Annotated in this window: 10 protein-coding genes and 1 pseudogene; 8 read left to right on the top strand and 3 right to left on the bottom strand. The window is 41.8% G+C overall.

Annotation, left to right across the window (positions count from 1 at the left end):
• Positions 1-15 precede the first annotated feature (15 nt).
• Positions 16-705, top strand: coding sequence for a Crp/Fnr family transcriptional regulator (locus KKC46_05185; protein MBU1053209.1), 690 nt, complete (start codon positions 16-18; stop codon positions 703-705).
• Between the two features lie 92 nt (positions 706-797).
• On the opposite strand, the gene KKC46_05180 is transcribed toward KKC46_05185, so the two are convergent.
• The 3 genes and pseudogenes from KKC46_05180 to KKC46_05170 form a co-directional block, all read right to left on the bottom strand.
• Positions 798-1,271: a ferritin family protein gene (locus KKC46_05180; protein ID MBU1053208.1), complete on the bottom strand. Its 474-nt coding sequence runs from the start codon at positions 1,269-1,271 to the stop codon at positions 798-800.
• A 244-nt stretch (positions 1,272-1,515) separates the two neighbouring features.
• The gene (locus tag KKC46_05175) at positions 1,516-2,793 is read right to left on the bottom strand and encodes an alpha/beta hydrolase (protein ID MBU1053207.1); all 1,278 of its coding nucleotides are present in this window, start codon (positions 2,791-2,793) and stop codon (positions 1,516-1,518) included.
• A 374-nt stretch (positions 2,794-3,167) separates the two neighbouring features.
• Positions 3,168-3,278: pseudogene (locus tag KKC46_05170) on the bottom strand (helix-turn-helix domain-containing protein).
• Positions 3,279-3,624: 346 nt separating this feature from the next.
• Here KKC46_05170 and KKC46_05165 point away from each other — a divergent pair.
• The 7 genes from KKC46_05165 to KKC46_05135 all read left to right on the top strand — a co-directional run bounded on the left by KKC46_05165 (position 3,625) and on the right by KKC46_05135 (position 14,183).
• A complete protein-coding gene (locus KKC46_05165) occupies positions 3,625-4,662 on the top strand; it encodes a PAS domain S-box protein (protein ID MBU1053206.1) in 1,038 nt (345 codons plus the stop codon).
• A gap of 100 nt (positions 4,663-4,762) precedes the next feature.
• Positions 4,763-5,905 carry a 2-hydroxyacyl-CoA dehydratase family protein gene (locus KKC46_05160; protein ID MBU1053205.1) on the top strand — a complete coding sequence of 381 codons (1,143 nt, stop codon included), beginning with the start codon at positions 4,763-4,765 and terminating at the stop codon, positions 5,903-5,905.
• A gap of 45 nt (positions 5,906-5,950) precedes the next feature.
• Positions 5,951-7,360, top strand: a complete 1,410-nt coding sequence (locus tag KKC46_05155) for a 2-hydroxyacyl-CoA dehydratase family protein (GenBank protein MBU1053204.1) — start codon at positions 5,951-5,953, stop codon at positions 7,358-7,360.
• A 69-nt stretch (positions 7,361-7,429) separates the two neighbouring features.
• Positions 7,430-8,434, top strand: coding sequence for an FAD binding domain-containing protein (locus KKC46_05150; protein MBU1053203.1), 1,005 nt, complete (start codon positions 7,430-7,432; stop codon positions 8,432-8,434).
• A complete protein-coding gene (locus KKC46_05145) occupies positions 8,431-8,907 on the top strand; it encodes a (2Fe-2S)-binding protein (protein ID MBU1053202.1) in 477 nt (158 codons plus the stop codon). Before KKC46_05150 ends, KKC46_05145 begins: the two co-directional genes overlap by 4 nt.
• The gene (locus KKC46_05140; protein ID MBU1053201.1) at positions 8,907-11,156 is read left to right on the top strand and encodes a xanthine dehydrogenase family protein molybdopterin-binding subunit; all 2,250 of its coding nucleotides are present in this window, start codon (positions 8,907-8,909) and stop codon (positions 11,154-11,156) included. Before KKC46_05145 ends, KKC46_05140 begins: the two co-directional genes overlap by 1 nt.
• Positions 11,157-11,888: 732 nt before the next feature.
• Positions 11,889-14,183: a xanthine dehydrogenase family protein molybdopterin-binding subunit gene (locus KKC46_05135; protein MBU1053200.1), complete on the top strand. Its 2,295-nt coding sequence runs from the start codon at positions 11,889-11,891 to the stop codon at positions 14,181-14,183.
• Positions 14,184-14,206: the final 23 nt, after the last annotated feature.

Raw genomic sequence — 14,206 nt, 5'->3', positions numbered from 1 at the left:
GAAAAAGGAGAATACATGAAAAATATTTTTGAAATAATATCTGCTGTTCCGCTTTTTAACGGCCTTTTAGATGAGCAGCTTAATGATATACAAAATATTGCCGTAAGCAAATATTTTAATAAAGGTGAAACTATTTTTTTAGAAGGTGATCCTGGAAACGGTTTTTATGTTGTTGCAGATGGTCTTGTTAAAATCTACAAAGTATCTTCCGAAGGAAAAGAGCAAATCCTTCACATATTGGGTCCCGGAGAACCTTTTGGAGAAGTTCCGGTATTTGCCGGCCAGGCTTTTCCTGCTAACGCACAAGCGATTGCAAAAAGTCATTGCCTGTTTTTTCCGAGAACGGATTTCATAAACCTGGTAACAAAAAATCCTTCTCTTTCTTTAAGTATGCTTGCCGTTCTTTCCATGAGACTAAGGCAATTTACAGTCCAGATCGAAAATCTTTCTCTTAAAGAGGTTCCGGGTCGGCTTGCATCATATTTATTACACCTTGCCGAAGAACAGGGAGAAAACAACTCTGTCAAATTAAATATTTCAAAAACTCAGCTTGCCAGCCTTCTTGGAACAATTCCCGAAACCATGTCAAGAATTTTTGCAAAAATGGCTGATATGAAATTAATTGAGGTCGAAGGCCGGAACATTAAACTGCTTGACCGTTCCGGACTTGCAACCCTTGGAGAATATGGAAAAAATATGGAGTAAAAACTCTTATACCATACATGATATAAGAACGTTATCATACAACTGACGTTTGGTGCAGGAAAACAAATTAGTATTTAAGAATTTAAAAACTCCTATTTGAGACTTAGCAGCTCAGCGCTTAGCATCCTGATATGCTTCATTTCTTCTTTAATTATAGCTTCAATTTTATCTTTCCCGAATTTTACGGGAACAGCATCTTTAATACCCAAATAAAATACAATTGAGTCTTTTTCGGCTTCAATTGCTGATTTGTAGATCTCTTTAAGAGAGGTATTATCAATCTGTTTTTCAAAAAACACTCTTGTATCAGCTATTGCACGAAGATAAAGAACAGCTTCATCATTAGGATCAAAAACTAAAGGCGCTTTCTCTTTTTCACCAAGACCAGCTCTTAATTCCTTGAAGCTTTTTTCATGATTATCTTCCATATCGGCAAGCTTAAGTAAAAGTGTTTTGCCGGCAGAATCAGAGGTGCTTCCTGCTGCTTTTCTGTAAAAATTTGCACCGTTTTTTTCTAATTGTTCAGCTATTTCAAATATATCATCTGCATTAAAATCATAACTCATTGTCTATACATTCCTTTCTTTTGGCGTAAAATACAACCGGAAGTTTTTTGCAAACCCATTTTAATAACATAAAAATTTTGTACTATTGTACCGTTCTTGTCAATAATTAATTATTAATTAATTATTACCTATATGATAAAATGTGGGTGGCTTTGAACGTTCAAGAGCAGGCGCGGCTTTTGTCGTTCAATACCAAATAGATACGTTGAGATCTACAGGGCAGAAAACAACACCTTTGATAATATCAGGGATTCTTCATAATGCTCTTAAGAGTTGTTATCACATCATCGTTATGAAGAACCGATGTGTGGTTACAGTTAAAACCAAACAGTCTTTTTGCTTCCTGCTGTGCTTTTGGTGTAAGCTGACTGGCCAGACTAACAGTACCATCATTGCTTGCAGGAAGAAAAGCCGATTTTGCCCCTTTAAAAGTAAATAAAAGATAGTAGTCTAATTTGTCTTCTATTTTTTGCTCCATAAGCTCATTGATAAACTGACTGTTCAACTGCATATCAATCCAGGAAGGAATAACTGCCGGAGCACGCTTTACCCCCAGAGCTGCAGCTTCATGCCCGGCCCAGGGAGTAGCAATGGACACAAATTTGGTAATATAGCTGTTTCCTGCCTCAATCCGATTCTTGATGATGAACGAGCGGGAAACAAGGCCGCCCATACTGTGAGCTACAATATATAGTTCCTTGAACCGGTATTTTTTATAAAGGGTCTCTATGATTATATTCAGGGCATCGGCTGTCTGGTTCAGTCTAATTCCGCCGGGATAATGGTAGAACCACTTTTGATACTTATGATCATCAAACCCTTTTAATATGTGTTTCCAATCCTGGGGAGATCCGCCTGCCCCGTGAACGAAAAGAACCGGAATTTTATCAGGATCATATTCGGATAGAAAGTAAACACCAAGTCCGATTTCATTAAGAAAAGAGGCCGGTTCCCATAGACCTTTTTCTCCCATTTGTGCAGAAAATATGGGATCGTTTAGCTCGGCCTGTTTGCCGATGAAAATGGGAACTTGTCCTGAGCCCTTTAGCTCTATATAGCTGCGACCCTTCCGTGCTCTGGCAAAAGCACGGATATCTTCTTTCGTTGGTTTGATTTTGCCTGAAAGCCGAATAATGAGTGTATTACTCCTTCCGTTTCTAAATTCTACCGGACTGGGCTCTCCGTTGAACCATATCCGTTCACCCGGATCATATTCTTCGTTGTTATTTGCATCTTCCAGGGCGCCAACATAATATCGCTCCCCGGGGGGCAGCATAATGACAAACGTTTTGTTTGCATCCAGTTTTTCCGCTTCAGTTATGTCAATTACGCCATCTTCATGTTTTTCCCAGACAAACACCCATACACTCATGTTCGTTTGGAACTCATGGCCAAGCTTACCTCCCAAATAATAGGATTTATCAAGTCGAGCCACTTCCTTCTTTAATATAAAAAATCTTGTGCAGGACATCAGACTGATCGTAAACATTAATGCAATGCAAAACCATATTACTTTTTTCATAACCAAATCCTACGATAATATTATGTCTAATTTATTAATTCTCCCCTTTTGAGCACTATGTAAACACTCTAAACCAAAACAGGCAACTTACTTCTTTCAGAAATTATCCGATTCGTCAAATGAGAAGGGAAGCTTAAATGCCATCTCTTCGTAACCAAAAATTTGAGGGCATTTAATACATTTCTTATGACCATGTTGTTTTTCCTGCCTGGCTTTATCAACGATTAAAGGATTAAAATCAACTATTACGGGCAGTCGTTTGCCTGTTAACTTTGATGGCTGTTGACCTTTTTCCGGGTAACTTAATTTTTTCGGGTTCCTGGCAGAAATTACGGATGTCCGTTTAATTCCGATAGGTCGTAAAGATGCTCAATTCATGCACTGCGATGCTTGGCCTCCCAATTTTGCAATTCACGAACGCTGATGCGGATTGATTCTGCTAGTTTTTTCTGGCTTACCTCCCGCCATTGCCGGTACTCTTTGAGAAAAGCCCCTGAAAATTTGTAAAGTTTGGCATTATTAGACGAAAGCTTCTTTCGTGGTCAAGAAAACTTAGATGACATAACATTTTCCTTAGATATATATAATGTGGTTGATGCCAAGAAATCAGGAGCCACTGAAGAGATCTATAATTATTAATTTTTACTGTTAAAAGATCCAGTTGTCAATCTCATGGTATTCTTGGGAGGTTTTCCCGATTTTGTTTAAGAATTCCTGCTTGATTACGAAAGCATACCCTCGATCCAATGATCCATAGCTACACAACATCAGGCTGCGAAGGAAGCGGCGAAAAAGTTATCCATATTCTTTAACGTTTTGCCGGTACATACTATGAAATACAGAAAGTGTTTAGAAAATACTGATACAATAATAAAGCATTTTGAGTTGGATGAAGAGTTTATAAAGGTTCATACCGATGATCTTTTGGAGACCAACCATAAACTCCAAGAAATTATCAAGGAAAAAGCAAATATTGAAAAGTCCCTGATTGAGAGCGAAAAGCGTTTTAAGAGGGTTCTTGATAATTCATATGATGTAATTTATTGTATAAATTTTGAAACACACCAATTCGAATACCTAAGTCCATCTTCCATACATTTGCTCGGATATACGTCTGAAGAAATAATGCACCTGCAAAAGTCTGAAAATTTGAATTTTCTTCATCCTGAAGAAAAGGAAAATGTCCGTGAGTTTTTTAGAAATTTAGATCTTAATTCAAATGAAATCGACACGAACCGGACGATAATCTTTCGTATGAAGCATAAGACAAAAGGTTATCGATGGGTAAGCAACACCAGATCGGTGATATTGGATGAAAATGGAGGACCAACAGCAATTGTTGGAAATATAAGAGATATTACCGATATAAAAAATGTGGAAGAACAAGAAAGAAAAATGAAGGATGATCTGGAAAAAATAGTTCAACAACGTACGACCGAACTTGAGAAGAACAACACGGCGCTGGAAGTTCTTTTGAAAAAACGTGAAATGGATAAAACAAAGCTGGAAGAAAAACTTATTTTTAATATCAGGCAACTTGTTGTTCCATACCTTGAAAGACTGAACAATACTACTCTAGATGATTATCAGGAGAATCTTATACATATAATTGAAGCTAACCTGAATGATATTCTTACCCCGCTTGTTCCCTATGTATCTGCTTCACAACTGGATTTAACTCCAACCGAAATTCAGGTCGCAAGCCTTATAAGACTGGGCAAAACCACTAAGGAAATAGCAAATATCTTATGCCTGGCTATGAGCACAATTGATTTCCATCGGGATAATATAAGAAAGAAAATCGGCATTAAGAACAAAAAAATTAATTTAAGAAGTTACTTAATGTCTTTGGAACAAAACATACTGTAATTTTAATACCTTTCGAGCCACTTTCAAAACCTGATAGATAATTCATATATACGTGTTCGCCGTAATAACAAAAAATATACTGATATAAGGAGTAAGAAACATGGGAGCAATGAAACGGCTGAAAGATCATTTGTCGGACAGAGCATCGACATTAAGGAAACAAAAAAACGATGGTATCAAAATTATCGGTTACACACCCGGCGGTTTCATGCCTGAAGAACTTGTCCATGCAGCTGGTGCAATTCCGGTTTGCCTTTTAAAAGGTGGCGATGCTGATTCCGTAATCGAAAGTTTAAAGTACAATCCAAGGTTTTTTTGTACTTTTTGCAAAACCCAGATTGCATACCTGATGGGTGGCGATCTGGTATATAATTTGCCGGATGTTCTGATCGTTCCCCACACAGACTGTAACCACAAGATAATTGCCGATTCCTGGAACTACTACGGCGATACAGATGTCATCCGATATGGCGTTCCCCATAACAAAGGAGAGGCGGCGCGTGTGTATTTTAAAGGTGGTTTGGAATTACTGAAGAAAAAGCTTGAAGATCTCACCGGAAACAAAATTACTGATGAAAAGCTTTTTGATGAGATCAAAACCGGAAACACAATAAGAAGCCTTTTAAAAGAAATCAGCTTTACGCGAAAAATAAACCAGGCTGCCATCAGCAGCAGAGATTTCACAATGCTTCAGCATGCATCCACTTTTGCTGATAAAGACTTTTTCATAGAAATTCTTGAAGCTGTTCGCGATGAAGTAATAAAAAAGCCTGTTTCGAACAAAGATCGAAAACGGGTTATGATGATTGCATCTTCTTTGGCGAACGGTGATAATCTTGTGCATGATATTATTGAAAATACTGAAGCTGATATTGTTTATGAAGAGGTCACGGAAGGATACCGTCCTTATCTGGATAATGTGGAAATTAATGGGGCGGACCCGATACAAAACTTGTCCGATACATATTTTGACAAACGGATACTTGCCCCCTGGGATCGCCCCTGGGGAGATCGCATGGAACGGCTTATTACAAAGGCAAAGGAGTTTTCCTGCGGTGGAGTTCTCTGGTATCAGATGATGTACCGTGACGGATTTGATATCCAGGCCCATTATTTTAGTAAAATGTTAGAAGAGGAAGCAGGAATTCCGATGGTCAAGATTGAATCCGATTATGCCCCGGCAGAAAAGGGTCCTGCACGGACAAGAATTGAGACATTAGTTGAAATCATGAAGGGCAACTAGATATTTCAGTTTAAAAAATATCATATCAAGATCAGGAGATTTAGTATGTATACAAATTTATTTAAACTATGCGGGTTCAGCCAGGAAGAAATCAATGAACAGAAATCCAGGATAGAAAAAACCTTAAAAATCATCGGATCAGATACAAAGGAAATGATTGCAAAGGCCGAAAAAAATGTTCAGGCAAATTTTGATTGCTCTTTAGAAGGTATACGCATGCTGCTTAGAGTCCTGATGATGGAGCTCATGGATGCCGTATTGTCGGGTGAAGAATACGAAAAGAGAGTGTATTACAATTGGCCAGGTTTGAGTCCTTTGGCGCAGGCAATCATCGTGGCGGCCCGAGGAACCAATGTATACGGCAGTGTGGCAAAGCAGTATTTGTGGATGACGCTCGGCAACATCTTTGATACTCTTGATGAGCTTCTTGATCTGGGAGAACTTATCGGCCAGACCGCAGGAAGAGCCCACTGTTCCGAATATCAGGCTTATACCGCCTTTTATGAAAGAAAGATATTGCCTGTACCAACCATTGTAGTGAATTGTGGGTGGTGTTGTGACCAGGGCGCTGAGGTTGAAGAACTCTGTAGGAGGTTATACGGTTATGATGTAACCTATCTGGATGGAACCAATGACTGGGAATGGGGAAGCTGGCCGAATATGGATGAGCGCGCCATTGAATACAACGCAAATAGTATAAAGACCTCAGTCGCCCGTGTTAAAGAAGCAACAGGGCTCGATATTACTGCTGAAATCTACAAGACCGCATTGGGAGAAGTAGCACAGATAACCTATGGGCATAAGACGTTAATTGACATGGTTAGCAAAGCTGATCCGCAACCCATCAGCCAGGGGGATGTGGGATTGGGCAAATTGATTCAGGGCGCAGGAACCCGTTATCCCAAGGAGGTAATCAAGGGTATTAACACGCTCATCAGGGAAACAAAAAAGAGAATCAATGCCGGAATCGGTGTTGTACCCAAGGGAGCGCCCAGAGTCTATTGCCAGACGCGGGTTCTTGTGGATCAGAAACCGATGCGGGCCATTGAATCACTGGGGATCGCCATACCGAGGATGTTTGTGGACGATGTACACCCGTATGAGGCTCAACCCTCAAGCTATCCCGATGATCACTGGAAGGCCCTTGCTGAGTTCTGCTTCAGAAAACCGCAGATGAGTTCTGCTGAAGGTGTTTTGCGCTATTGGGAATGGGTAGCTAATGATCAAAAAGTGGACGGCATAATAATGATGCATCCCATATCATGCCGACCCTTTTGCAGTCCAACATTTATGGGGAAAGATTATCTTGAGAAAAAAACCGGGCTTCCAATACTGTTGGTTGAAATGGACGGCTATGACACCAGAAACTATAGTGCAGGTCAAATCAAAACCAGGATTGAATCATTTGCCGAAGTTCTAAAAGCTAATAAAAAGATGGCATCAGATTCTAATTGAAATTACTAAACGAGTGAATCCGTCTGATTTTTTACTGATATAACATGTTTTTCCAAAGGGAGGTAAAAAATGCGTCTTCCGAGGTTTGAGTATCTGAAACCATCTTCACTGCATGAATGCCTGGAGTTATTGGAAGGATCAGGCCATGAGACCCGCGTTATGTCAGGCGGAACAGACTTTCTGGTCAGGCTTAAACAGGGTGTGATTTCTCCTCAAAAGGTCTTAAGCATCCGATCTGTAGAAGAGCTTAACTTTGTTTCTGAAGATGATAAAGGAGATCTTCAGATAGGAGCCTGTACAAATCTGTCGGATTTGCTCAGGCACCCACTTGTATTAACAAAATTTCCCTCCCTACATCATGCTATAAACTCTGTTGGTTCCAAGCACATAAGAAATATGGCCACCATAGGAGGAAACCTTTGTCTTGCACCTCGCTGCTGGTACTATAACCAGACAAAGCAATGGCGTCATGCGATAGAAGTCTGTTACAGGACAGGAGGAAAAGTGTGCCATGCCATAAGCGGTTCAAAGCGCTGCCATGCGATTAACAGCTCAGATACGGTACCGATGCTGATAGCTCTTGATGCCAGAGTCTGCCTTCAAAAGAAAAATAGTGAAAGGTGGCTTTCTCTTAAAGATTATTTCAAGGATGATGGCAGACACCATACCGTACTTGAAAAAGGTGAGATGCTGACTAGTATTGTTATTCCCAGCGAAACCCAAAAGGCTCGCACAACGTTTATAAAGATACAGCATCGTATAGGGCTTGATTTTGCGATAGGCAGTATCGGTGCATCAGTCAAAAGTAATGGCAAGGAAATAAATCTATCTCTTGTCATAAACTCCATAAATTCCGCTCCCCTGATTCTTAACAAAGCTGCACAGATTATAATGGAATCGGGATTTAGTAAAGCAGCCATTGACAAGGCGGCAGAAGTTGCCCGCGGGGAAACCGGAGCTGTTACCAATCTATTTACATCGGCCGGGTATAAGCGGCATATCGTTGAGGTGCTTGTAAAACAGGCTTTGTCGGAACTGAAACTGATGCAGGGAAAAGGAGGTACAAAACATTGAAAAGTATAATAACGCTTAATGTAAATGGTGAAATGCATGAAATTGCGGTTAATCCATGGCGTACCTTACTTGATGTACTGCGGGATGATTTGAGACTGACAGGGACGAAAAGGGCTTGTGAACAAGGCGCATGCGGCGTTTGTACTGTAATAATGGACGGCAAAGCTATTCTGTCATGCCTCACTCTGGCTATGGACTGCGAGGGACATTTCATTTCAACTATTGAATCTCTGGCAAGCTCTGAAGGTTTGCATCCTTTGCAGCAGTCTTTTATCGACAACGGCGCTGTGCAGTGCGGCTTTTGCACCCCTGGTGTTATAATGTCCGCCAAAGCCCTTCTCGATGAAAACCCCAATCCGGATGATACCGATATCAAAGAGGCTTTAGCCGGAACTTATTGCCGTTGTACAGGCCATATCAAGACAGTTGAGGCAGTAAAAAAAGTTGCCGGATCAAACAGGGAGGTAAAATAATGCCTCATAAAGAAAAAGACTTTAGCGTTATAGGAAAAAGGCAACCCAAGCTTGACGGACCGCTTAAGACCAAAGGCCGGTCACAATTTACTGATGATATTGAGTTGTCGGGAATGCTTTATGGGAAGATAGTCAGAAGCCCTATTGCAAGAGGCAGGATTATAAACATTAATACAACAAGGGCCGAAAGTTTGTCGGGTGTAAAAGCTGTCATCACAAACAAGGACTGCCCTGGAGTTAAGGTAAGTCCTGATCGTCTACTGCTCTGCAGTGACAGAGTTAATTTTATAGGCGATGAAGTGGCTGCGGTGGCTGCGATTGATGAAGACACGGCGGCAGAAGCGGCGGAATTGATAAAAGTTGAGTATGAACCGCTTACAGCTGTCTTTTCTTTTGAAGATGCAACCGCAAAGGATGCGCCGGTTATTCATGATGAGTGTAAAAATAACAGCCTGGATGAATACAATATTGATTTTGGCAATGTTGATAAGGCATTTGCCGAAGCAGACCATGTGAGAATCGGTGAATGTATTTTTAACCCGAATCACAATTGTTTTGCAGAACATCATGTCGTAATTGCCGACTATTCCCTGCCTGGAAAACTGAGCATCTGGACTCCGAATCAGTCACCTCTTTACGTACAGAAAAGTATGGGAGGGGTACTGGGCATTTCGGAAAGCAATGTGCGCGTTTTTAACCTTAATACCGGAGGGGCCTTTTCCGGCCGTATAGGACCAAGACAGCAAAGTTTTATAGCAGCGATTCTTTCCCAAAAAGCATCCCGTCCGGTCAAAATCAGATGTGATGCCGATGAAGAGTTTGTTGTTTATCCCGGTGGCGGATATTTTAAGTATATTATCAAAACAGGAGTAATGAAAGACGGAACCATCAAAGCAACTGAAGCAACCTATCTTTTTGATTGCGGCGCTTATTGGAATTTTGCATTTAATGTTCTGCTCCGTTGCAAGTATCATTTAATCCCGCAGGTTTATCATATGGAAGCAATGCGGTGGAACGAAAGAGCGGTTTATACAAACAATCCTCCAAATATGTATCCTCATGGAGCTGCTTTTTTGCAGCTAAAACTTGCTCAGGAAACAGAGCTTGATCTTATTGCAAAAGAAATCGGCATGGATCCGATGGAACTCAAATTAAAAAATGCCGTTGCAAAAGGTGATACAACCCTTACCAATATCCATTATGCAAGCTGCGGTTTAAAGGAATCAATTAAAAAAGCTGCTAAAAAAGCATCGTGGAAGAAAAAGTTCGGAAAGCTGCCGCCATACAGAGGAATAGGCATCGGCTGCGGAGCCATGAACAGCGGCGGCCCGGATAAATCCGGCGCTTTGATAAAAATCGGTGAAGACGGAAAGCTTTCTCTTTTTGTCGGTCTGCCCGATATGGGGCAAGGTTCCCATACGGCAATGGCCATGATAGCAGCGGAAACACTGGGAGTCACAATCGAAGATGTTGAAGTAGTGGCAGGAGATACGAATTCCGCACCGTTTGATATTGGGGCATTTGGCCAGCGAGGCACGTTTTTTACCGGAAATGCGGTAAGGCTTGCCTGCCTTGATGCAAAAAAACAACTTGCGTCAAGTGCAGCAAAGAAGCTTGGCGTTAAGCCGTCACAACTGATTTTTTGTGACCGGAAAATTTTTCCCGCTAAAGCACCGGAACAGGCTCTACTCTTTAAGGATATAGTTTCTGAAACTTTGCATTCTAAAGACGGAAAACATATCATGGGAAAAGGCTTTTACCATACGTCTTCACCTACAAAAGAGCCATGGGTATCAACACTTGCCTATTCTTTCGGCGCGCAAGTTGCCGAGGTCGAAGTTGATCCTGATACCGGAATTGTTATTCTGCTTAAGGTTACCCATGCCCATGATGTGGGCCGGGCAATTAATCCCCTGGCGATTGAAGGACAGATAGACGGGCAGGTTTTCAGCGGCATGGGTCAGATTCTGTCGGAAGAATGCATAATGGAAAAAGGTAAAGTTCTTAACCCATCCTGGCTTGATTACCGGATTGGTCGTTCCTTTGAAGTCCCGGAACTTGAGTATGATATTATTGAAACAAATGATCCTTACGGCCCCTATGGTGCGAAAGAAGTTGGTGAAGGCCCCATAGTCTGCACAATGGCTATAGCAAATGCCGTAAACAATGCTATCGGCATTCCGGTGCGGGAATATCCTATTACCCCTGAAAGAGTTCTGCATGCCATTAAAGAAAAGTCGAAGAAATAATTTGTTTAACAGTAAACCTGAACCTGCCTGAATTCAGGCAGCTTTATCAACACTATTTCAATCAGACATTTATGTGCTAATGGCAACTCATGTTAATGCTACATTCTATGGCCCATAAACGCTAAGTTAATTAATAAATAACAACTATATGAAAGTAATTTGAATATCGAATATAGAACAAGGAAACAACCCCCTTAATCCCCCTTTTTTAAGGGGGAATGAATGTCGAAGGAAGAGGTAAACGATTTGATATCGAGGATCGTTTGATAGATTTTTGCTGTGAGAATAATCAATATTTGTTAGAAGTATTAAAACCGCAATGAGTAAGAATAAAAAATATTCATAATTCGAAATTCCTTGTTCGATATTCGATATTCGTTTTTTTAGATAAACTTAATAGATTAGAGCCACTTTCAAAACGTTTCAGTTTGGTCAAGCTCAAGGCGGGAGAAAATTTTAACCACAGTAATACTTTTAGTATTTCGAGGATTGAAATTTGAGCCCAACGCTTAAGATCGACCAAAATAGGGCGTTTTGAAACTGGCTCGATTAACTTAGCGCTCATGCCTCTATGGCCCTACGCCAGGCATGACTGTTTAGTAGTTGAAAATATTAATCCAGATAAAAACCGAAAACCGCTTCCGTATATTGGATGCGTTAAAGCTTCATCTAAACCTGATTTAATGCGTTTTTTGTTTGTTGGAATTTACGCAGAAAATGGAGGATAAGGTTTTGAAGAATATCGTATCGCTTAAGGAAAATAACTACAGTGTTATAGGAAAAAGGCAGCCCAAGCTCGATGGGCCGCTTAAAACCACAGGCCGTTCACAGTTTACCGATGATATTTATTTACCGGGAATGCTTTATGGAAAGATAGTCAGAAGTCCTGTGGCAAGGGCAAGGATTATCAGCATTGATACTACAAAGGCCGAAAGGTTGCCGGGTGTAAAAGCAGTAATCACTCACAAAGACTTTCCGGGCCTTATGGTAGGTCCGGATGAAGAACTGTTTTGCCGGGAATTTGTCAATTACATAGGCGATGAAGTTGCCGCAGTGGCTGCTGTTGACAAAGATACTGCAGAAGAAGCGGCGGAGCTGATCAGTGTGGAATACGAAAAACAGGGGGCTGCCTTTTCGCTGGATGAGGCCTTGGACGAACGGTCGCCGGTAATTCATAAAGGGCTTAAGAACAATTATGCGGATAAATTTGAGATCAATGTTGGCGATGTGGATAAGGCTTTTTCAGAAGCTGAGCATGTGCGGGTGGGAGAGTATAAACTGAATCATAACCACAATTGTTATGCCGAGCATCACGTGGTGATAGCCGATCATTGTCTGCCGGGAAAACTGAGCATCTGGACGCCCAATCAATCGCCGCTTTTTGTGCAGAAGGGATTGGCCGGACTCATGGGTCTTTCAATGAGTGATGTAAGAATTTTCAATCTTAACACGGGAGGTTCATTTTCCAGCAGGGGTGGCCCCAGAAATCATCATTATATTGCTGCGCTTCTTTCAAAAAAATCATCCAGACCTGTAAATATTTTTTGTACAGCGGATGAGGAGTTTTTTATGCCCAGGGATAGCGGTGAACACAAGTACACTGTGAAAATAGGGGTGATGAAAGACGGGAAACTAAAGGCCATAGAAGTAGTTTCTTTGTTTGATTGCGGCGCGTATTGGAACCCAATATTAACCGGCGTCTTTCGGGGCTTTTCCAACGTACTGGCAATGGATTACCGTTTTGAGGCGATGCGACGCAAAGGAAAGATAGTCTACACAAATAATCCCCCGAATATGGGGCATCATGGGGGAGAAATCCGCCAATTGAATTTTGTCGCAGAGTCCGAGCTTGACCTGATTGCCAAAGATATTGGAATTGATCCGCTGGAGTTAAGATACAAAAATGCCTGGGAAACAGGAGATACTACCATAGCAGGTGTTTATTACGGAAGCTGCGGCCTGAAGGAATGTATGGAGAAAGTTTCCAAAAGCTCGGGATGGAAGCATAAATATGGCCAACTACCTCCCTATAAGGGAATCGGCATTGGCTGCGGGGGAATCTTTTCCGGTGGCAAGTCAGGGATGAAAGATCATGACACCGGCAGCGCAATTATCAGGATCGGAGAGGATGGCAAAGTATTTCTTGATATCGGATTTTCCGATATGGGCCAGGGGTCCCATACGACCATGGCCATGATTGCCGCAGAGACCTTGGGGATAGCGGCAGGAGACGTCACTGTGATCGCCGGGGATACGGATTTGGTTCCATATGATGTTACGGGAAGCAGCCAAAGAGGTACGTTTGCCGTGGGAAACGCCGTTAAGGCGGCCTGTCTTGATGCCGGAAAACAGCTTGCGGAGGGGGCCGCAAAAGAACTTGGCGTAGCTGCTTCGGAGATTGTCTTTTGTGACAGAAAAGTATTTTCTTCCAAGGCACCGGCTAAGTGTATATCCTTTCAAAGCGTGGTGTCTTGCCTGCTTCATTCCGATGAAGGCAGGCATGTTATGGGAAGAGGCTTCTATAACTCGCCAACGAAATCAAGGGAAATCTGGGTCTCATCCCTGGCTTTTTCCTTTGGCGCCCAGATTGCCGAGGTGGAAGTAAATCCTGAGACAGGGATCGTAAAGCTGGTCAAGATGACTGTCGCCCATGATGTGGGGCGTGTCATCAATCCCCTGGGCATGGAAGGGCAATTGGATTCGCAGATATTCGGTGGCATGGGGCAGATCCTGACAGAAGAATGTATCATGGAGAAGGGTCTCATACTTAATCCCTCGCCTCTCGATTACAGGTTATCGCGCCCGTTTGAGGTGCCTGAAGTTGAATGTATTATGGTTGAAACGAATGATCCTTACGGTCCCTTTGGAGCCAAAGAGGGAGGAGAGGGACCCATAGTCTGCACAGTAGCTATTGCCAATGCCGTTAGCAATGCGATCGGTTATCCGATCAGGGAATATCCTATTACACCGGAAAGAGTTTTGCGGGCCATCAGGGAAAAGGAAAAGAAGCAGGAAAGTAAGGCCTGATAAAGTATTTTTCTAAAAGGAGA

The organism is Pseudomonadota bacterium (assembly GCA_018817425.1).
Lineage (GTDB): Bacteria > Desulfobacterota > Desulfobacteria > Desulfobacterales > RPRI01 > RPRI01.
This window is presented reverse-complemented; position numbering and strand designations above follow the sequence as displayed.